Here is a 19,547-nt window from a genome sequence, read left to right as displayed (position 1 = left end):
GTGGTGCTCGGTCTACTTCCCCTTGGGGCCGGACTTGCCGCGGCCGCCCTTGTGGGTGCCGTTCTGGGTGCCGTGCCGGCTGTCGTACTGCTCGTACGCGTCGACGATACGGCCCACCAGCTTGTGCCGGACGACATCGTGGGACGACAGCCGGGAGAAGTGGACGTCGTCCAGGCCCTCCAGGATGTCCTGCACCTGCCGCAGACCGGACTTGGTGCCGTCGGGCAGGTCGACCTGCGTGACGTCACCCGTGATCACGATCTTCGATTCGAAGCCGAGGCGGGTCAGGAACATCTTCATCTGTTCGGGGCTGGTGTTCTGGGCCTCGTCGAGAATGATGAAGGCGTCGTTGAGCGTACGGCCACGCATGTACGCCAGCGGGGCGACCTCGATCGTGCCGGCCGCCATCAGGCGGGGGATCGAGTCCGGGTCGAGCATGTCGTGCAGGGCGTCGTAGAGCGGGCGCAGATACGGGTCGATCTTCTCGTACAGCGTGCCCGGGAGGAAGCCGAGCCGCTCACCGGCCTCGACCGCGGGGCGGGTCAGGATGATGCGGTTGACCTGCTTGGACTGCAGGGCCTGCACCGCCTTGGCCATGGCGAGGTACGTCTTGCCCGTACCGGCCGGGCCGATGCCGAAGACGATGGTGTGCTTGTCGATCGCGTCCACATAGCGCTTCTGGTTGAGCGTCTTGGGGCGGATCGTACGGCCGCGCGAGGACAGGATGTTCTGCGTGAGCACCTCGGCCGGGGTCTCCTGGCCGTCGCTCTCCCCGTTCTCGCTCGCCTTGAGCATGGCGATCGAGCGTTCCACTGCGTCCTCCGTCATCGGCTGCCCGGTGCGGAGCACCAGCATCATCTCGTCGAACACGCGCGAAATGAGGGCGACCTCCGCCTTGTCGCCGGTCGCGCTGATCTCATTGCCCCGGACGTGGATGTCGGCCCCCGGGAAGGCCTTCTCTATCACGCGCAGGAGGGAGTCCCCGGACCCCAGCACGGTCACCATGGGGTGCTGGGCGGGGACGGTGAGCTGCACTCGCGCCTGCTCCTGCGCGGGGGTGTGAGCTGTGGGTGTCTGAGTCATGGGCCGGCTCTGAAGGCCTGCGGATCCTCCTGGTCACGGCCGTCTGGCTGAGAACGGCCTCACGGGTTCCAGGGTACGACGCGGGGGTGACAAGTCCGTAGGGCTTTTAGGTGAACCGGGGCGGGGGTCCGTCCACACCCCACCACCCGACCCGGTGGGCTGGAGCGCCGGCCGAACCGGGCCCCGTCCGTTCAGGCCGATCTGCGGAAGCCGATCGTCGGGACCGCTCGCCTCAGCGGCCAGGGCCGTACCGGGTCGGCCGGGGTCAGGGCTGTCAGGAAGTCGTAGCGGCGCAGGGCCTCCGGGTCCTGGCCCTCCGCGCAGCCCACGCTCCGCCGCCACGCCCCGATCTCCGCCCATCCCGGTGCCGACAGCGAGCCGCCGAACTCCTGGACGGACAGGGCCGCCGTGAGTCCGGCGAAGGCGAGGCGGTCGGCCAGGGGCCAGCCCGCCAGTGTCCCGGTGACGAAGCCGGCGACGAACACGTCGCCCGCGCCGGTCGGGTCCAGCGCCTCGACCTCGATCGCCGGTACCGAAGCCGTCTCCCCCGTGCGCCGGTCGACCGCGTACGCGCCCTCCGCGCCGAGGGTGACCACGGCGACCGGCACATGGTCGGTCAGGGCGTGCGCGGCCGCGCGGGGGCAGTCCGTGCCGGTGTAGCGCATGGCCTCCTCCGCGTTCGGCAGGAACGCCTCGCAGTGCCGCAGGTCGGACAGTGCGGCCAGGTCCCACGCCCCGGTGTCGTCCCAGCCGACGTCGCCGAAGATGCGGGCGCCGTCGCGCGCGGCCCGCGCGATCCACGGGGCGCTGCGGCCGGGGGTGAGGGAGGCGACGGCGGCGCGGGCGCGGGGCGGGCACGGAGGCAGGTCCGCGCCCGGAGGGCGTCGTTCGAGGGTGGTGGTGGGCGACGGGTGGGAGAGTTCCTCGGGCGGGGGTTCGTGGCCGTGGGAGACCATCGTGCGCTCGCCGTCGTACGCCATGGAGACGGTGACCGGTGAGTGCCAGCCGGGGACGGTGCGCGAGGGCGAGAGGTCGATGCCCTCGCCCTGCTGGAGCGTGTCCCAGCAGTACTCGCCGTAGTGGTCGTCGCCGAACGCCGCCGCGAGGGAGGTGCGCAGGCCGAGGCGGGCGAGCGCGGTGGCCATGTTGGCGACGCCGCCGGGGCTCGACCCCATCCCGCGTGCCCAGGACTCGGTCCCGCGCACCGGGGCGGAGTCGAGCCCGGTGAAGACGATGTCGAGGAAGACGGTGCCGGTGAGGTAGACGTCCCAGGGCGGGTCGTCCGGGGTGCGCAGGGCGGCGAGGGGATCGGTGAGGGGCGGGCAGTGCGGTCCCTCGACGCGGGCCTTCCCGGTGGACGCCTTCACGGTGCGCTCCCTGACGTGGTGCGGTTTCAGCCAGTGTGCACCACGGGACCGACAACGTGACGGCCGTCACTCCCCACCGTCCCTCCCCGGGAGGGTCACCAGCGCGGTACCGCCGGTGTCTCCCACTCGGGGTGGGCGACGCGCATGGCCGCCGCGTCGTCGCGGTCGCGCAGCGTGCCGTCGTCGTCGAGCCAGCGGCGGTGCAGGGCCGCCAGCCGGTCGCGGTCGAGTTCCACGCCGAGTCCGGGCGCGTCCGAGACCCGTACGGCGCCGTTCTCGAAGGTGAGGCGCTCGGTGAGGACGTCCTCCGACTGCCAGGGGTAGTGGGAGTCGCAGGCGTGGTGGAGGTTGGGGACGGTCGCCGCCACGTGGGTCATCGCGGCGAGGCTGATGCCGAGGTGGGTGTTGGAGTGCATGGAGACGCCCACGCCGAAGGTGCGGCAGACGGCCGCGAGCTGCTGGGTGTTGCGCAGTCCGCCCCAGTAGTGGTGGTCGGAGAGGACGACCTGGACGGCGTCCCGGGTGAAGGCCTCCTTGATCTCGGCGAACGTCGTCACGCACATGTTGGTGGCGAGCGGTACTCCGGTGCGGGCGGCGACCTCGGCCATGGCGGGGGTGCCGAGGGCCGGGTCCTCGAGGTATTCGAGGACGTCGCCGAGTTCCCCGGCCACCTTCAGCGAGGTCTCCACGGACCAGGCGCCGTTGGGGTCCAGTCGCAGGGGGTGTCCGGGGAACGCGGCGGCGAGGGCGCGTACGGCGGCGATCTCCTCGTCGGGCGGGAAGACACCGCCCTTGAGCTTGAAGGAGGTGAAGCCGTACCGCTCGGTGAAGGTCCGGGCCTGCGCGACGACGCCGGCCGGGTCGAGGGCGGCGCCCCAGTCGTCCTTCTCGGCCCGCACGCCCTCGGGGTGGCCGGCCCATTTGTAGAAGAGGTAGGCGCTGTAGTCGACGGTGTCGCGGACCTTGCCGCCGAGGAGGGCGTGCACGGGCAGGCCGAGGCTCTTGCCGAGGGCGTCGAGGCAGGCGACCTCGAGGGCGGAGAGCACGGACAGGCGCAGCTTGTCGGCGGTCTGGACGCCGCGCAGTCCGCCGACGTCGACCTTGCCGGAGACCTGGTCCGCGTCGACGGCGACCGCGTCGGCCTCGGTGAACAGCCGGTTCAGGTCACCGGCCCGGCGGCCGACGAGCCGGTCCGCGAGGGGGCGTGCCAGGTCCAGGTACTTGGTGTCGCCGTAGGTCTCGCCGAGGCCGGTGGTGCCGTCGGCGGTGACCACCTCGACGATCAGCCGGGGGGTGTACGGCTGGTGGACGCCCTGCGTGTTGAGCAGGGGCGGGTCGGCGACGAGGATCGGCGTGAGCCGGACCTCGGTGACGGTCAGGTCGCGGGACGGCGGCGTGGTCACAGGGCGGCTCCTACGAGGTCGAGTCCGGCGGTGAGCAGGGTGCGCAGGTCGGTGAGGTCGGCGGGGGTGGGGTCGGTGAGGGGGGCGCGTACGGGGCCGACGGGGCGGCCGCGCAGCCGGGCCGCCGCCTTGACCAGCGAGACCCCGTAGCCGGGGACGCGGTCGCGCAGTTCGACGAACGGCACGTAGAAGTCGCGCAGGAGTGTGTCGACGGTGGCGTGGTCGCCGTCGCGCAGGGCGGTGAAGCAGGCCCCGGCGATCTCGGGGGCGAAGGCGTGGACGGCGGAGGAGTAGGCGGGGACGCCGACGGTGGCGTAGGCGCGGGCCTGGATCTCGGCGGTGGCGGCGCCGTTGAAGAAGAGGAAGTCCTCGGGGGCGGCGAAGGTGAGGCGCTGCAGCCGGTCGAGGTCGCTGTGGCCGTCCTTGAGGCCGATGACGTTGGGCAGGGCGGCGATCCGCCTCAGCGATCCCGCGGTGTAGGCGACCTGGCCGCGCTGGTAGGTGATGAGGGGCAGCGGGGTGCGGGCGGCGACGGCTTCGAGCTGGGCGACGAGGCCGTCCTGCGGGGCGGCGACGAGGTAGTGCGGCAGGACGAGGAGGGCGTCGGCGCCGGCCTGCTCGGCGATGCGGGCGAAGCGGGTGGCCTGGGCCCAGCCGTAGCCGATACCGGCGACGACGGGGGTCCGTCCGGCGCTCTCCTCGACGGTGATGGTGACGACCTGCCGGTACTCGTCCTCGTCCAGCGAGAAGAACTCGCCGGTGCCGCAGGCGGGGAAGACCGCGCCGGGGCCGGTGGCGAGGCGTTCGGCGACGTAGGCGCGGTAGCCGTCCGGGTCGAGGGAGCCGTCCTCGCGGAAGGCGGTGAGCGGGAAGGACAGCACCCCGTTCGCCATCCCTTCCCTGAGACGTCGCGCCACGGAGGCGATACCGCTGGGGTCCGTATCGGGACTCACCCTCACTCATCTCCCTATGTAGACGTCATCCATGTATGAAAATGAAGGTTAAGTAGGCGAACGAGAACCGTCAATGGCCCGCCCTGGATCTCATCGGCCCGGTTTACGATCGGCGCATGTCGGAGACAGGGGGCGTGCGCGAGGTCAAGTCCGCCGCGCGCACGATGGAGGTACTGGAACTGCTCGCCGCGCGCGGTGACCGTCCGGCGCGCCTCCAGGAGCTGGCGGACGAGCTGAGCGTGCCGCGCAGCTCGATGTACGCGCTGCTGCAGACCCTGATCGCCCGCGGCTGGGTCCGTACCGACGTCACCGGCTCGCTGTACGGCATCGGCATCCGCGCCCTGCTCACCGGCACCAGCTATCTCGACTCGGACCCGCGCGTGCGGGCGGTGCGCCCGTATCTGGACGAGGCGTCCGACGCGCTGGGCGAGACGATCCACATGGGGCGGCTGGACGGCCACGACGTCGCGTATCTCGCGACGCGCGAGTCGCACGAGTATCTGCGGACGATCAGCAGGGTGGGGCGGCGGCTGCCGGCGCACGTGGGCGCGCTCGGCAAGGCGCTGCTGGCGGAGCGACCGGACGGGGAACTGCCCGAGGGCCCGTACGAGGCGGCCACGGCGAACACCCACACCTCGCGGGAGTCGCTGGCCGCGGATCTGGCCGGGGTGCGGGAGCGCGGTTACTCCGTGGACCGGGAGGAGGGGGTACCGGGGATCATCGGTTTCGGGTTCGCCCTGCGGTACGACTCCCCGGCGCGGGACGCCATCAGCTGCTCGGTGCCGGTGGCGCGGCTGACGCCGGAGCGGGAGGAGCGGATCGTCGCCGTGATGCGGGAGATCCGGACGAAGCTGGAGACCACGGTTCCCGCAGGTGGCGGGGCTGTTCACTGGCGTTAGCGGACGCTGTTACCCGGTCTTCCGGGACTCCAAACGCAAGAGTGACTTAGATCACAGCTTGCGCGCTCCCGTTGCCCTGCCCGCGCTTGATACAAATTGGCCGCGCGCCCCCGTCGGTCGACGGTCGCCGCTCCCCCTTTCCCACGGTCTTTCGCACCGTCCCTTCCGCACGCCCTGGGACCGCCCGTGTTCGCCCCTCGCACCACTCCCTGGCCTCTCGTCGCCCTTTTCACGGCCGGGTACCTCGCCCCGTATCTGCTGCCGACCACCGTCGGCCGCCTCGAACGCGGGCTCGGCCTCTCCGCCACCCAGGCGGGAGCCGTCGGCAGCGCGCTGCTGCTGAGCTCCGCGGCCGCCGGATTCCTGCTGGCCTCGCGCGTGGAACGGACCGGGGCCCGCACCCTGGCCCGGCTCGGCCTGCTGCTGGCCGCCGTCGGCTACGGCGCGGCCGCCCTCACCACCGCCGTACCGGCCGTCGTCGCCGGTGCGGTGATCGGCGGCGTCGGGTCGGGTACGGCGACGACGGTCGCGGCGACCAGGATCGCCGCCGAACGCGATCCGCACCGGGCGTCCACGCTGGGGCTGCTCAGCGTGTCCGCGCTGGCGGGCGTCGTGTATCTGACGGTGCCGCATCTGCCGGGCCACGGGCTCACCCTGGCCGCGATCGCCCTCACCGCGCTGGCGGTGTGGCCGCTGACGTCCCGGCTGCCGGGCCGTACGGCCGGTCCGCGCGTCACCGGGCCGGAGGCGACCGCACGTCTGCCGCACCGGCGTTCGGGAGCGGTGCTCGCCGGCGCGATGCTGCTGTGGTCGCTCGCGCAGAACGCGCTGTGGGGCGTGAGCGGGCGTATCGGGGTCGGGCAGGCGAACCTGTCCGAGCCGACCGTGGGGGTCGTCTTCGCGGTGGCGCTCGGGGCGGGGCTGCTGGGTGTCCTGGGCGCGGGGGCGCTGGGGGCGCGGATGGGGAGGGCGCTGCCGATCGGCGGCGGTACGGTCCTCATCGCGGGCTGTATCGCGCTGAGCGCGTCCGCTACCGGCCTCGGGAGTTTCGCCGCCGGTGAGATCGCCTGGAACACCTTCTATCCGGTGGTGCTGTCGTATCTGATCGGGCTGGCCGCCTCGCTGGATCCGCGCGGGCGGTGGGCGGTGCTGGTGGGGTCGGCGTCGTCGCTGGGGACGGCGGCGGGGCCGCTGACCGGGAGTGTGCTGTCGGCGCAGGCGGGGTTTCCGGTGATGGGGGCGGTGCTGGGGGCGGGGCTGCTGGTGGTCGCTCTGCCGATGACGGCGGTGGCGCTGCACACGGGTGGGCGGCCGCTGCTGCCGGGGGCCGTCCGGCGTCGTGGTGGCCACCCGGCGGCGGTCGTCGCGGCGGCGACGGCGACGCCTGCGGGGCTCGTGCCCGAGGTCGGTGCGCCGGAACAACCGGTGATCGAGATCCCCCTCGACGGCACGCCGTCCGCTGCGCGGGGCGCCTACGACACGGCAGCGGCAACCCGAGCACCGGGATCCCCCTGACACCCGCAGCCCGCCTGGCCGCGGGGTGGGGGTTCAGGCGGGGGTGTGGGCGTCCACCTCCGCCAGGTAGCGCGCGCGGCGGGGTTCGTCGTCGGAGAGGAACGCGGCCAGGAAGGAGTTGCGGGCCAGGGTGCGCAGGTGGGCCGGAGTGAGGCCGAGGGACTCGCGTACCGCGTCGAAGTTGTCGCCCGCGTAGCCCCCGAAGTACGCCGGGTCGTCGGAGTTGACCGTGCACATCAGCCCCGCGTCCAGCATCGCCGGCAGCGGATGGTCCGCCAGCACGTCCACCGTCCGCAGCCGCACGTTCGACAACGGGCACAACGTCAGCGGCACCCGCTCCCGCACCAGCCGTTCCACCAGGCCCGGATCCTCCATGCACCGCAGCCCGTGGTCGATCCGCTCGACACCGAGCACGTCCAGCGCCTCCCGGATGTACTCCGGCGGCCCCTCCTCCCCCGCGTGCGCCACCCGCCGCAGCCCCAGCGCGGCAGCGGCCTCGTACACCTCCCGGAACTTCACCGGCGGATGCCCGACCTCCGCCGAGTCCAGCCCGACCCCGGTGATCCGGTCCAGATACGGCTTCGCCGCGTCCAGCGTCGCCAGCGCCGACTCCGCGGACTCGTCCCGCAGGAAGCACATGATCAGCCGGGTGGAGACACCGTGCGTCTCCTCGCTGCGGCCGAGCGCCCGCCACAGTCCCTCGACGACCGTGCCCATGCCGACCCCGCGCGCCATGTGCGCCTGCGGGTCGAAGAAGATCTCCGCGTGCCGCACCCCCTGTACGGCGGCGCGGGCCAGGTAGGCGTCGGCGAGATCCTCGAAGTCCCGCTCGGTCCGCAGCACGGCCATGAGCTCGTAGTACAGGTTCAGGAAGGACTGCAGATCCTCGAAGCGGTACGCCTCACGCAGCGCGCCGGTGTCCGCGTACGGCAGCTCGACACCGTTGCGCGCGGCAAGGGCGAAGGCCAGCTCGGGCTCAAGGGTGCCTTCGATATGAAGGTGCAGTTCGGCTTTCGGTATGGGCATCAGACCATCGTACGACCGTCTCACCGACGCTTCGGAAGTCCCACCCGTTGCAGATCACGGGCCACGGTCAGCTCGCCCTCGTACCCCGCCGCCCGCGCCTGCCGCTCGAACTCCCCCGGGTCGTCGTAGCGCTGGCTGAAGTGGGTGAGGACGAGATGCCGTACGCCTCCGTCGCGCGCCACCCGGGCGGCCTGCCCGGCCGTCAGATGACCGAAGTCGACGGCGAGTCGCTCGTCCTCGTCGAGGAACGTCGACTCGATGACCAGCATGTCGCAGCCCTCGGCGAGCGCGTACACCCCGTCGCACAGCCGGGTGTCCATGACGAACGCGAACCGCTGCCCGCGCCGCGTCTCGCTGACCTCCTCCAGCGTGACCCCGTCCAGGACGCCCTCGCGCTGGAGACGGCCGACGTCCGGGCCCTTGATGCCGTGCGCGGCCAGCCGCTCGGGCAGCATGCGCCGGCCGTCGGGTTCGACGAGCCGGTAGCCGTACGCCTCGACGGGATGGGAGAGCCTGCGCGCCTCCAGGGTGTAGCCGGGGGTGCGGTCCAGGGGGCCGTCGGCGTCGACGGGGGCCTCGGTGAGGGCGACGGTCTCGCGGTAGGCGGTGGCGTAGCGCAGCCGGTCGAAGAAGCGCTGGCCGGAGCGCGGGTAGTGGGCGGTGATCTCGTGCGGCACCTTGTCGAGGTTGACGCGCTGGATCACCCCGGCGAGGCCGAGGGAGTGGTCGCCGTGGAAGTGGGTGACGCAGATCCGGTTCAGGTCATGGGCGGCGACCCCGGCGCGCAGCATCTGCCGCTGGGTGCCCTCCCCGGGGTCGAACAGGATGCCCTCGCCGTCCCAGCGCAGCAGATAGCCGTTGTGGTTGCGGTGCCGGGTGGGGACCTGGCTGGCGGTGCCGAGCACCACCAGTTCTCGTACGGACAAGGCGGGCTATCCGGGGGGCCATTCGAGACCGCGGCCGCCCAGCACATGGGCGTGCGCGTGCCAGACGGTCTGGCCGGCGCCGCCGCCGGTGTTGAAGACGGTGCGGTAGCTCTCCAGCTGCTCGTCGTCGGCGACGGCCCGTGTCTCGCGCAGCACGTCCGCGGCGAGCTCGGGGGCTTCGGCGGCGAGGGCGGCGGCGTTCCTGTAATGCGCCTTCGGAATCACCAGCACATGGGTGGGCGCCTGCGGATTGATGTCCCGGAACGCGACGGTGGTCTCGGTCTCCCGCACGATCGTCGCGGGAATGCTCCCGCCCACGATCTTGCAGAACAGACAGTCGTCCTGAGGCTCCCCAGCCATGAACCCTCCTCGAGCCACCTGATCACGTACGAAGCATCGTACCCGTGCCTCTTCCCGCCGACCGGGGGTTGGTCGCGCAGCCCGGCTCACGACAACGCCGGCCCCCGGGCGACACCCCGGCTCACACGACCTCCGGAGGAACCTTCGCGGGCGAAGACTCCAGCGCCGACAGCGCCAGCGTCACCGCCTCGTCCAGCTGGACGTCCCGCCCCGCCGCGTAGTCCTGCGGCCGCTGCACGACCTCCACGTCCGGATCCACCCCGTGGTTCTCCACGCCCCACCCGTACCCCTCCAGCCAGAAGGCGTACTTGGGCTGGGTCACCAGCGTCCCGTCCACCAGCCGGTACCGGCTGTCGATGCCGATCACGCCGCCCCACGTCCGCGTACCGACCACCGGCCCGATCCCCAGCGCCCGGATCGCCGCGTTCACGATGTCGCCGTCGGACCCGGAGAACTCGTTGGCGACGGCCACGACCGGCCCCCGCGGCGCGTCCCGCGGATAGCTCTCCGCCCGCATCCCGCGCGGCAGATCCCACCCCACGATCCGCCGGGCCAGCTTCTCCACCACGAGCTGCGAGGTGTGCCCGCCCCGGTTCTCCCGCACGTCCACGACCAGCCCCTCCCGCAGCACCTCCACCCGCAGGTCACGGTGGATCTGCGCCCACCCGGGCGCCTGCATGTCGGGAACGTGGATGTACCCCAGCCGCCCGCCGGACCTCTCCAGCACGTACGCCCGCCGGTCGGCGACCCACGCGTGGTACCGCAGCGGCTCCTCGTCGGCGACGGGCACCACCACGGCGTGCCGCGGCTCACCGCCGCCCGACGGCGACACGGTCAGCTCCACCGGCTTGCCCGCCGTCCCCACCAGCAGCGGCGCGGGCCCGGTCACCGGGTCGACCGGCGCTCCGGCGACGGCGACGATCGCGTCCCCGACCCGTACGGCGACACCGGGCGCGGCGAGCGGCGAGCGGGCGTCCGGGTCGGACGTCTCGGCGGGCAGGATCCGGTCGACCCGCCAACTGCCGTCCCCGTGGCGGGAGATGTCCGCGCCGAGGAGTCCCTGGCGGGCCCCGTCGCCGTAGCCGCCGCGCGGGATGACATAGGCGTGCGAGGTGCCGAGCTCGCCGTGCACCTCCCACAGCAGGTCGACGAGGTCGTCGTGGGTGGCGAGCCGGTCGAGCACGGGCCGGTAGCGGTCGAGGACCCCGTCCCAGTCGACGCCGCTCATGTCGGCACGCCAGAAGTTGTCCCGCATGATGCGGCCGTTCTCGTCGAACATCTGCCGCCACTCGGCGGCCGGGTCGACGAACTGACGGACCCGGTCCAAGTCGACGGTGATGTTGGTGTCACTGTCGTCGTCGCCGGAGGCGCGCCGGTCGCTGGGTACGACCTTCAGCCGCCCGTCGGTCCACAGCAGCACCCGCTTGCCGTCGCCGCTGACCTCGAAGTGGTCGGCGTCCACGGCGAGATGCTCGATCCGCTGCTGGGCGAGGTCGTAGCGCTCCAGGTCGGTCTTGGGGTCCGGGTCGTCGGGGGTGGCGCGGGAGGCGCCGAGCACACCGCGCACCGGGTGCCGCAGCCACAGCACCCCGTCCTTGGCGGCGCGCAGATTGGTGTAGCGGGCGGCCTCCACCGGGAAGGGCACGATGCGGTCGGCGAGACCGTCGAGGTCGATCCTGGTGGTGGGGGTGCCCTCGCTGTCGGGGGTCTCGTCCCGGTCCGGGGTCTCGAAGGGCCGGCCGTGCCGCTGCGGGCCGAACGGGGACGGGGTGGTCGCCGCGAGGGTGATCAGATACGGCCGTACGCCCTCGACGAAGGCCAGGTCGAAGACGTGCGCGTCGTAGACCGGGTCGAAGGAGCGGGTCGACAGGAACGCGAGATGCCTGCCGTCGAGGGTGAAGGCGGGCGCGTAGTCCCGGAACCTCAGCGGGGTCGCCTCGGTGACCGACAGGTCGGTGGTGTTGGCGAGCTTGAGCTGGCTGAGCGGACGCGGGCCGGGGTGGGACCAGGCGAGCCAGCCGGAGTCGGGCGAGAAGACCAGCCCGGACACGTCTCCGTCGTCACTGCGGTCGACCTCGCGGACCTCGCCGGTCTGGCGCTCGACGAGCAGCACCCGGCCGTCGTGCGAGGCGACCGCGGCGCGGCTGCCGTCGGGGGACATGGCGAGCCCCACGACCCGGCCCAGCCGCCCGGCGGCGATCCTGCGCGGGGTGGCGCCCGGGGCGAGTCCGGTGGCGGGGGCGAACTCCAGGGCGTCGTCGCCCTCGGCGTCCGTCACCCACACCACCCATTCCTCGCCGTCCGCGCGGAAGGCGCGGGGCCGCCGGGCGCGTACGCCCAGGGTCGCGGCGAGCGCGCGGGCGGGACCGGCACGGTGGGTGACCCAGTGGACGGTGCCGCGCACACAGACGGCACTGCCGCGCGCGGTGTGGTCGGGGGAGGCGGAGCCGAACCAGCGGGCCGCGTTCACCGGGAACGGCTGCAGGTCGACGCGCTGCCCGCCGAGCCGGACGTCGAGGCGGCGCGGTTCGGCGCCGTCGAGGCCGTCGAGGAGCCACAGTTCACCGGCGCTGCAGTACACGACACGGGTGCCGTCCGTGGCGGCGTGCCGGGCGTAGAAGCCGTCGATCGGGGTGTGCCTGCGCAGGTCCGTGCCGTCGCCGAGGGAGGAGTACAGGGCGCCGGTGCCCTCGTGGTCGGAGAGGAACGCGATCCGCTCCCCCACCCACAGCGGGCACTCGATGTTCCCGTCGAGGTCCTCGTGCAGCCGTACGAACTCGCCGTCGCCCTCGCGGTCGATCCACAGCTTGCCCGCCGTGCCGCCCCGGTAGCGCTTCCACCAGGCCGCCTCGCGGCTCATCGGCGCGGACAGCAGCACGGTGTGCGGTCCCTGGGCGACATCACCGACCGGCCCGTACGGCAGCGTGGTGGCGGGGCCGCCGTCGAGGGGGACGGCGTGGGCCCAGGTGCGGCGGAAGCTGGCCCGGCCGTGGGAGGTGGTCACCAGGACCCGTCCGTCCGCCGTCCAGCCGCGCGTGCGGGTCGTGCCGCTGCCCCAGTGGGTCAGGCGCCGGGCGGGGCCGCCTTCGACGGGCGCGACGTGCACCTCGGGGGCGCCGTCGCGGGTCGACGTCCAGGCGACGGTGGTGCCGTCGGGGGAGATACGGGGCCGGGTCACCGGCACGTTGTCGGCGCTCACCCGCCAGGCCCGGCCGCCGTCGAGCGGGGCGAGCCACACGTCGTCCTCGGCGGTGAAGGCGACCAACTCGCCGTGCAGATGCGGGAATCGGAGATAAGCGGTGGATGCGGTGGATGCGACCGATGCGGGCTGTGTCACCCGATCACCCTATGCAGGCGCGGGCGTTCCTGGACAGAGGTTGCGATCACTTGCCCTCGACGGGGCGACACGAGGGGTACTGCTCGCACCACACGGTCGTCGTCACGGTCACGGTGACGGTGGGCTGCGGGCCGCGCTGCGTCGGCTGGCCCACGCGCGGCGGGCTCTTGGAGTCGCAGTCGCCCAGGCCGTCGACCCGGAACACCTGCTTGCCGCCGACCTTCGCGGTCAGATTTCCGCGTACGCAGGCGCCGTTGACGGCGTGGGTGATCCTTCCGGTGACGGTGATCTCCTTGCCGTCCTTGGTCTCGCCCTGGCAGTCGACGGAGGCGACGGCGTTCTTGCTCGCGGTGTTCTTGTCGCCGAAGTCGCCGGTGCAGCTGAGCCAGCGGACCTCGGTCTTCTGCTTGTTGAGTTCCTTGGTCACGGTCTCGTCGGTGGTGAACGCGACGGCGGCGGAGCTGAGGCCGCCGTCCTCGCACGCGGTGACGCCGGCCGCGGCGGCCACGGCGAAGCCGATGGCGAGCGCGTGCCGCCGGATCCTCTTCATCGCCCCCATGAAGGGCAGCGTGCCACTGTGGGGGGCGGGGCGGTAGGGCGCATACGGCCAGATGATGTGTTCGCCCCCGCCGCCCCTTCCCGTCCCGACCCTGGGGCTCCGCCCCGGACCCCGCTCCTCAAACGCCGGAGGGGCTGAGTTTCAGCCCCTCCGGGGGAGTTTGAGGAGCTCAGGCCCACCGCCCCGAACGCCCGAGCAACAGTGCCGCCGCGGCCGTCCCCGCCGTAGACGTCCGCAGCACACTCCGTCCCAGCCGGAACGCCCGAGCCCCCGCCTCCGAGAACAACGCCAACTCCTCCGGCGAGACACCCCCTTCGGGCCCGACCACCAACACGATGTCCCCGGACACGGGAAGCGCCACGGATGCCAACGCCTCCGTACCGCTCTCGTGCAGCACGGCCGCGAACTCCGCTTCGGCGAGAATCGACGCAACCCCCCGGCTCGTCACCGCGTCCGCCACCCGGGGAAACCGCACCCGCCGCGACTGCTTCCCCGCCTCCCGGGCCGTCGCCCGCCACTTCCCGAGCGACTTCGCCCCCCGCTCGCCCTTCCACTGCGTGATGCACCGCGACGCCGCCCACGGCACGATGACGTCGACCCCGACCTCGGTCATCGTCTCCACCGCCACCTCACCCCGGTCCCCCTTGGGCAGCGCCTGGACGACGGTCAGCCGGGGCGTCTCCGCCGGCTCCTCCACGACCTCGCCGAGCCGCACGACCAGCCGGTCCTTGCCCTCGGCGGCGTCCACCTCGCCCTCGGCCCAGCGCCCGGCGCCGTCCGTGAGGATCACGCCCTCGCCGGCCCGCAGCCGCTTCACGGAGACCGCGTGCCGTCCCTCGGGCCCGTCGAGTACGTAGCGGCCGGAGCCGTCCGTGGCGAAGTCGTCGACGACGAACACCGGCGCGGTCATCGGGCGGCCTCCAGTTCGGCGGCCAGCAGCTCCACCAGCTGTCCGGCGGGCAGTTCGCGGGCCATGCGGTGGCCCTGCCCCGCCCACAGCGCCATCCCCTGCGCGTCCCCGGCCCTGGCGGCGGCCTTGCGCAGGGGGGCGGTCAGATGGTGGACGTCGGGGTAGGCGGCGGGCGCGTACGGGCCGTGCTCGCGCAGGAAACGGTTGACCAGGGCGCGGGCCGGCCGGCCCGAGAAGGCGCGGGTCAGCTCGGTGCGGGCGTACAGGGGGTCGGTCAGGGCGCGCTTGTGCAGGGAGTGCGCGCCGGACTCGTGGGCGGCGAGGAAGGCCGTGCCGAGCTGGGCCGCGTCGGCGCCGGCCGCGAGCACGGCGGCGATCTGGCCGCCCCGCATGATGCCGCCGGCCGCGACGACCGGGATGCCGACGGACTCCCGGACTTGGGCGACGAGGGAGAGCAGTCCGACACCGGAACGGTCCGTGTCCGGGACGTCCCGATGGGTGCCCTGGTGGCCGCCGGCCTCCACGCCCTGCGCGATCACCGCGTCCGCGCCGGCTTGTTCCACGGCGCGGGCCTCCTCGGCGGTGGTGGCGGTGACCAGCGTGAACGTGCCGGCGCGGCGCAGGGCGTCCAGTACCTCGCGGGACGGGACGCCGAAATGGAACGACACCACCGGCACGGGGTTGTCCAGCAGTACGGCGAGTTTCGCGTCGTAGCCGTCGTCACGGCCGCTGTCGGCATCGCCGAGCTCGGTCTCGTACCAGGAGGCCTCGCCGGCCAGCTGATGGGCGTAGACGCCGACGGCGGCCGCGTCGGGTGTCTCCGGCTGCGGCAGGAAGAGGTTGACGCCGAAGGGGCGGGAGGTCAGTCCCCGCAGCTGCTTGATCTCCTGGTACATCCCGTCCGCCGTCTTGTACCCGGCGGCCAGGAAACCGAGTCCGCCCGCCTCGGACACGGCGGCGGCGAGCTGCGGCACGGCGACACCGCCCGCCATGGGCGCCTGCACGACGGGGTGCGGGCAGATTTCGGTCAGTACGGAGGACATGACCGCATGTTGTCACGTCCCCCGCTCAACTCCGAACCTGCCCTTCCCCTTGGCATAAGCCACTTTTCGCCGGGACACCGAAGCCGGCGTCAGCGGCCGTTGAAGGCGTCCTTCAGCCGGGAGAACAACCCCTGCTGGCCGGGCTGGAACTGTCCCGTAGGCCGTTCCTCCCCGCGCAGCTTGGAGAGTTCGCGGAGCAGGCGTTCCTGTTCCGGGTCGAGCTTCGTCGGGGTCTGGACCTCCACGTGGACGATGAGGTCGCCCCGGCCGCCGCCGCGCAGGTGGGTGATGCCCCGGCCGTGCAGCGGGATCGACTGGCCGGACTGGGTGCCGGGCCGGATGTCGACCTCCTCCATGCCGTCCAGCGTCTCCAGCGGCACCTTGGTGCCGAGGGACGCCGCCGTCATCGGGATGGTGACCGTGCAGTGCAGGTCGTCGCCGCGCCTCTGGAAGGTGCTGTGCGGGAGTTCGTGGATCTCCACGTACAGGTCGCCGGCGGGACCGCCGCCGGGCCCGACCTCGCCCTCGCCGGCCAGCTGGATCCGGGTGCCGTTGTCGACACCGGCCGGGATCTTGACCGTGAGGGTGCGCCGGGAGCGGATGCGGCCGTCGCCCGCGCACTCGGGGCACGGGGTCGGGACGACGGTGCCGAAGCCCTGGCACTGCGGGCAGGGGCGGGACGTCATGACCTGGCCCAGGAAGGACCGCGTGACCTGCGAGACCTCACCCCGGCCACGGCACATGTCACAGGTCTGCGCGGTGGTGCCCGGAGCGGCGCCCTCGCCGCTGCACGTGGTGCAGACGACGGCCGTGTCGACCTGGATGTCCTTCGTCGTGCCGAACGCCGCCTCGTCGAGCTCGACGTCGATCCGGATCATGGCGTCCTGGCCCCGGCGGGTGCGCGAGCGCGGCCCGCGCTGCGACGCCGTACCGAAGAACGCGTCCATGATGTCGGAGAAGTTGCCGAAGCCGCCCGCACCGAAGCCGCCCGCGCCACCGCCGCCACCCGCCTGGGAGAGGGGGTCGCCGCCCAGGTCGTAGACCTGTTTCTTCTGCGGGTCCGACAACACCTCGTAGGCGGCGTTGATCTCCTTGAACCGCTCCTGCGTCTTGGGATCAGGATTGACGTCCGGATGCAGCTCGCGGGCGAGCCGCCGGAAGGCCTTCTTGATCTCCTCCTGCGACGCGTCGCGGCGTACGCCGAGTACGGCGTAGTAGTCCGTGGCCACTATGACTCCGCCAGGATCTGTCCGACGTACCGTGCCACTGCGCGTACCGCTCCCATCGTTCCCGGGTAGTCCATGCGGGTCGGTCCGACCACGCCGAGCTTGGCAACAGCCTCGCCGCCCGAACCGTAGCCCACCGACACGACGGACGTGGAGTTGAGTCCCTCATAGGCGTTCTCGTGCCCGATGCGCACGGTCATGCCCGAATCCCCCGCCTCCCCAAGCAACTTGAGAAGCACGACCTGCTCCTCCAGCGCCTCGAGGACGGGCCGGATCGTGAGGGGGAAGTCATGTCCGAAGCGGGTGAGATTGGCGGTACCGCCGATCATCAGCCGCTCCTCGTTCTCCTCGACGAGCGTCTCCAGCAGAGTGGAGAGCACCATCGAGACCGTACCGCGGTCGTCCGCCTCGAATGCCTCGGGGAGGTCCTCGACCAGGCTCGGCACATCGGTGAACCGGCGGCCCGCGACCCGGCTGTTGAGCCGCGCGCGCAGGTCCGCGAGCGACTGCTCGCCGAACGGCGCCGGGCAGTCGACCAGGCGCTGCTCCACCCGGCCGGTGTCCGTGATCAGCACCAGCATCAGCCGCGCGGGGGCCAGGGACAGCAGTTCCACGTGCCGCACCGTGGAGCGGGTCAGCGACGGGTACTGCACGACGGCGACCTGCCGGGTCAGCTGGGCGAGCAGCCGTACGGTCCTGGCGACCACGTCGTCGAGATCGACGGAGCCGTCGAGGAAGTTCTGGATGGCCCGGCGCTCGGGCGCGGTCATCGGCTTCACGCCGGCGAGCCGGTCGACGAACAGCCGGTAGCCCTTGTCGGTGGGGATGCGCCCGGCACTGGTGTGCGGCTGGGCGATGAACCCCTCGTCCTCCAGGGCCGCCATGTCATTGCGCACGGTGGCCGGGGAGACGCCCAGGTTGTGCCGCTCGGTGAGGGCCTTGGAGCCGACGGGCTCCTCGGTGCCCACATAGTCCTGGACGATGGCGCGCAGCACCTGGAGCCTGCGTTCACTGAGCATCGCGCACACCTCCAGAAGCCTTCCCGCGCGGTACCTTCCCTGTCCGCCTGGCACTCTTCGCACGCGAGTGCCAGACTTCCCCGCCCAGTGTACGGCCGGGGGGTACGCCCCGGGCAAGGCCGGTCCCCGCGCCGCCGCGCCGGGCGCCGTCGTCCCCGATAGCGTCCCGTCATGACCGTGACTTGGGAAGAGTCGGGATGGGAGCAACTGGCGCCCGGGGTGGGGCGGTGCCGGCTGCCGGTGTGGGACTGCACGGCGGGGCTCGTCGTGGGGGCGGACGGGGTGCTGCTCGTGGACGCGGGGTCCGGGCCGGCCGAGGGCGCACGGTTGCGGGCCGAGGCGCTCGCGCTCACCGGCCGTCGTGTGACACATCTCGCGCTCACCCACCCGCACTTCGATCATGTCCTCGGTTCGTCGGCCTTCGCGGACGCGGAGGTGTTCGGCGCGGTGGGCATGGAGACGGTGCTGACGGCTCGCGGGCGCGCGGAACTGCGGGCGGACGCGGTGCGGTACGGGCTGGACGCGGGGGTGGCACAGGAGGCCGTGGACGCGCTGGTGCCGCCACGGCACCCGGTGTCCGGCGAGTGGACGCTCGACCTCGGGCCGGCCGGCGGGCGGCAGGTGCTGCTGGCGAACGTGGGCCCCGGGCACACCGCCCATGACCTCGCGGTTCTGGTCCCCGGTTCCCCGGAGGTCGTGTTCTGCGGCGACCTGGTCGAGGAGTCGGGCGAACCTCAGGCCGGCCCCGACGCCGTACCGTCGCACTGGCCGGCCGCGCTGGACCGGCTGCTCGAGCTGGGCGGTGAGGACGCGCGGTACGTGCCCGGGCACGGCGCGGTGGTGGACGCGGCGTTCGTACGGGCCCAGCGGGACGCGCTGGCGGCGCGTTTCGGCGTGTCGGACTGATCGCGGCGGGCGGACTCCTCGTATCGTCGTCAGAATGCGCCAGTACTCCGCCGATCTGACCCCTCCGTGGAAGAAGCCGCAGCCGGTCCCCGAGGTCGCGGCCGAGCCCGGCCTGGTGGTGGAGGAACCCGGTACCGGCTTCTGCGGCGCGGTGATCCGCTGCGAGGCGGGCACGGTGACGCTGGAGGACCGCTTCGGCAAGCACCGGGTGTTCCCGCTGGAGCCGCGCGGTTTCCTGCTGGAGGGGCGGGTGGTGACGCTGGTGCGTCCGTCCGCCGCCGGTCCGGTGCGTCCCGCCCGTACGGCGTCCGGGTCCGTCGCCGTTCCCGGCGCGCGGGCGCGGGTGGCCCGCGCGGGGCGCATCTATGTCGAGGGGCGGCACGACGCGGAGCTGGTCGAGAAGGTGTGGGGCGACGATCTGCGCATCGAGGGCGTGGTGGTCGAGTACCTGTCGGGCGTCGACGACCTGCCCTCGATCGTCGAGGACTTCGCCCCCGGCCCCGACGCGCGGCTGGGCGTCCTGGTGGACCATCTGGTGCCGGGCTCGAAGGAGTGGCGGATCGCGGAGGCGGTCACGAGCGAGCACGCGCTGGTGGTGGGGCATCCGTACATCGACGTCTGGGAGGCGGTGAAGCCGGCGTCCGTGGGGATCGCCGGGTGGCCGCGGGTGCCTCGGGGGCAGGACTGGAAGTCGGGGGTGTGTTCGGCGCTGGGGTGGCGGGTGGCGAACACGGGGGAGGCGTGGCGGCGGATCCTCGACTCGGTCCACTCCTACAAGGACCTGGAGCCCCAGCTCCTGGGCCGCGTGGAGGAACTGATCGACTTCGTCACGATGCCGTCCTGAGGGCGAGGCTTTTTCGCCCCCGCCGCCCCTTCCCGTCCCGAACCTGGGGCTCCGCCCCAGACCCCGCTCCTCAAACGCCGGAGGGGCTGAAATTAGCCCCTCCGGCGTTTGAGGAGCGGGGGTCCGGGGGCAGCGCCCCCGGGGGACGGGAACGGGAAGGGGCGGCGGGGG

17 protein-coding genes are annotated in these 19,547 nt (G+C 72.7%); 4 read left to right on the top strand and 13 right to left on the bottom strand.

The window, feature by feature from the left end; translation table 11 throughout:
- Positions 1-12 precede the first annotated feature (12 nt).
- The 4 genes from IF28_RS0112300 to IF28_RS0112285 all read right to left on the bottom strand — a co-directional run bounded on the left by IF28_RS0112300 (position 13) and on the right by IF28_RS0112285 (position 4,812).
- The gene (locus tag IF28_RS0112300) at positions 13-1,083 is read right to left on the bottom strand and encodes a PhoH family protein (protein ID WP_030217936.1); all 1,071 of its coding nucleotides are present in this window, start codon (positions 1,081-1,083) and stop codon (positions 13-15) included.
- 191 nt (positions 1,084-1,274) lie between these two features.
- Positions 1,275-2,450, bottom strand: coding sequence for a carbohydrate kinase family protein (locus IF28_RS0112295; protein ID WP_030217933.1), 1,176 nt, complete (start codon positions 2,448-2,450; stop codon positions 1,275-1,277).
- A gap of 95 nt (positions 2,451-2,545) precedes the next feature.
- Positions 2,546-3,853 (bottom strand): glucarate dehydratase family protein, encoded by a 1,308-nt coding sequence (locus tag IF28_RS0112290; RefSeq protein ID WP_030217930.1) that lies wholly within the window; start codon positions 3,851-3,853, stop codon positions 2,546-2,548.
- Positions 3,850-4,812: a 5-dehydro-4-deoxyglucarate dehydratase gene (locus IF28_RS0112285; RefSeq protein ID WP_420713776.1), complete on the bottom strand. Its 963-nt coding sequence runs from the start codon at positions 4,810-4,812 to the stop codon at positions 3,850-3,852. The genes IF28_RS0112290 and IF28_RS0112285 overlap by 4 nt, the downstream gene beginning before the upstream one ends.
- Before the next feature lie 110 nt (positions 4,813-4,922).
- Between IF28_RS0112285 and IF28_RS0112280 the strand changes: the two genes are divergently transcribed.
- The gene (locus IF28_RS0112280) at positions 4,923-5,705 is read left to right on the top strand and encodes an IclR family transcriptional regulator (RefSeq protein ID WP_030217925.1); all 783 of its coding nucleotides are present in this window, start codon (positions 4,923-4,925) and stop codon (positions 5,703-5,705) included.
- A gap of 186 nt (positions 5,706-5,891) precedes the next feature.
- Positions 5,892-7,220, top strand: a complete 1,329-nt coding sequence (locus tag IF28_RS0112275) for an MFS transporter (protein WP_030217921.1) — start codon at positions 5,892-5,894, stop codon at positions 7,218-7,220.
- Between the two features lie 33 nt (positions 7,221-7,253).
- Here IF28_RS0112275 and IF28_RS0112270 read toward each other — a convergent pair whose 3' ends face one another.
- The 9 genes from IF28_RS0112270 to hrcA form a co-directional block, all read right to left on the bottom strand.
- Positions 7,254-8,246: an adenosine deaminase gene (locus IF28_RS0112270; RefSeq protein WP_030217918.1), complete on the bottom strand. Its 993-nt coding sequence runs from the start codon at positions 8,244-8,246 to the stop codon at positions 7,254-7,256.
- 20 nt (positions 8,247-8,266) lie between these two features.
- Complete coding sequence (locus IF28_RS0112265) at positions 8,267-9,172, bottom strand: ribonuclease Z (RefSeq protein ID WP_030217914.1); 906 nt, start codon at positions 9,170-9,172, stop codon at positions 8,267-8,269.
- Positions 9,173-9,178: 6 nt separating this feature from the next.
- The gene (locus IF28_RS0112260) at positions 9,179-9,532 is read right to left on the bottom strand and encodes a histidine triad nucleotide-binding protein (RefSeq protein ID WP_030217910.1); all 354 of its coding nucleotides are present in this window, start codon (positions 9,530-9,532) and stop codon (positions 9,179-9,181) included.
- Positions 9,533-9,653: 121 nt separating this feature from the next.
- Complete coding sequence (locus IF28_RS0112255) at positions 9,654-12,869, bottom strand: S41 family peptidase (protein ID WP_030217907.1); 3,216 nt, start codon at positions 12,867-12,869, stop codon at positions 9,654-9,656.
- A gap of 46 nt (positions 12,870-12,915) precedes the next feature.
- A complete protein-coding gene (locus tag IF28_RS0112250; protein WP_030217904.1) occupies positions 12,916-13,428 on the bottom strand; it encodes a hypothetical protein in 513 nt (170 codons plus the stop codon).
- Positions 13,429-13,597: 169 nt separating this feature from the next.
- On the bottom strand, positions 13,598-14,338 hold the full coding sequence (locus IF28_RS0112245; RefSeq protein ID WP_030217901.1) for a 16S rRNA (uracil(1498)-N(3))-methyltransferase: 741 nt from the start codon (positions 14,336-14,338) through the stop codon (positions 13,598-13,600).
- Positions 14,335-15,381: a nitronate monooxygenase gene (locus tag IF28_RS0112240; RefSeq protein ID WP_030217898.1), complete on the bottom strand. Its 1,047-nt coding sequence runs from the start codon at positions 15,379-15,381 to the stop codon at positions 14,335-14,337. Before IF28_RS0112240 ends, IF28_RS0112245 begins: the two co-directional genes overlap by 4 nt.
- Before the next feature lie 89 nt (positions 15,382-15,470).
- A complete protein-coding gene (gene dnaJ, locus IF28_RS0112235; RefSeq protein WP_030217895.1) occupies positions 15,471-16,610 on the bottom strand; it encodes a molecular chaperone DnaJ in 1,140 nt (379 codons plus the stop codon).
- Entirely contained in the window at positions 16,610-17,626 is a 1,017-nt protein-coding gene (hrcA, locus tag IF28_RS0112230; RefSeq protein ID WP_030217892.1) for a heat-inducible transcriptional repressor HrcA, read from the bottom strand. The genes dnaJ and hrcA overlap by 1 nt, the downstream gene beginning before the upstream one ends.
- A 171-nt stretch (positions 17,627-17,797) precedes the next feature.
- Between hrcA and IF28_RS0112225 the strand changes: the two genes are divergently transcribed.
- Positions 17,798-18,532 (top strand): MBL fold metallo-hydrolase, encoded by a 735-nt coding sequence (locus IF28_RS0112225; RefSeq protein ID WP_030217890.1) that lies wholly within the window; start codon positions 17,798-17,800, stop codon positions 18,530-18,532.
- A gap of 34 nt (positions 18,533-18,566) precedes the next feature.
- Positions 18,567-19,376, top strand: coding sequence for a DUF3097 domain-containing protein (locus IF28_RS0112220; protein WP_030217886.1), 810 nt, complete (start codon positions 18,567-18,569; stop codon positions 19,374-19,376).
- The last annotated feature ends 171 nt before the right edge of the window (positions 19,377-19,547 follow it).

Source organism: Streptomyces sp. NRRL WC-3626 (assembly GCF_000718785.1).
GTDB lineage: Bacteria > Actinomycetota > Actinomycetes > Streptomycetales > Streptomycetaceae > Streptomyces > Streptomyces edwardsiae.
The sequence above is the reverse complement of the archived record's forward strand: the minus strand, read 5'-3'. Positions and strand labels throughout refer to the sequence as shown.

Excerpts from the sequence above, each read along its gene's own strand:
- hrcA (WP_030217892.1), bottom strand. The coding sequence starts at position 17,626 with ATGCTCAGTGAACGCAGGCTCCAGGTGCTGCGCGCCATCGTCCAGGAC.
- IF28_RS0112280 (WP_030217925.1), top strand. The coding sequence starts at position 4,923 with ATGTCGGAGACAGGGGGCGTGCGCGAGGTCAAGTCCGCCGCGCGCACG.
- IF28_RS0112240 (WP_030217898.1), bottom strand. The coding sequence starts at position 15,381 with ATGTCCTCCGTACTGACCGAAATCTGCCCGCACCCCGTCGTGCAGGCG.
- IF28_RS0112270 (WP_030217918.1), bottom strand. The coding sequence starts at position 8,246 with ATGCCCATACCGAAAGCCGAACTGCACCTTCATATCGAAGGCACCCTT.
- IF28_RS0112260 (WP_030217910.1), bottom strand. The coding sequence starts at position 9,532 with ATGGCTGGGGAGCCTCAGGACGACTGTCTGTTCTGCAAGATCGTGGGC.
- IF28_RS0112250 (WP_030217904.1), bottom strand. The coding sequence starts at position 13,428 with ATGGGGGCGATGAAGAGGATCCGGCGGCACGCGCTCGCCATCGGCTTC.
- IF28_RS0112225 (WP_030217890.1), top strand. The coding sequence starts at position 17,798 with ATGACCGTGACTTGGGAAGAGTCGGGATGGGAGCAACTGGCGCCCGGG.
- IF28_RS0112245 (WP_030217901.1), bottom strand. The coding sequence starts at position 14,338 with ATGACCGCGCCGGTGTTCGTCGTCGACGACTTCGCCACGGACGGCTCC.
- IF28_RS0112300 (WP_030217936.1), bottom strand. The coding sequence starts at position 1,083 with ATGACTCAGACACCCACAGCTCACACCCCCGCGCAGGAGCAGGCGCGA.
- IF28_RS0112220 (WP_030217886.1), top strand. The coding sequence starts at position 18,567 with ATGCGCCAGTACTCCGCCGATCTGACCCCTCCGTGGAAGAAGCCGCAG.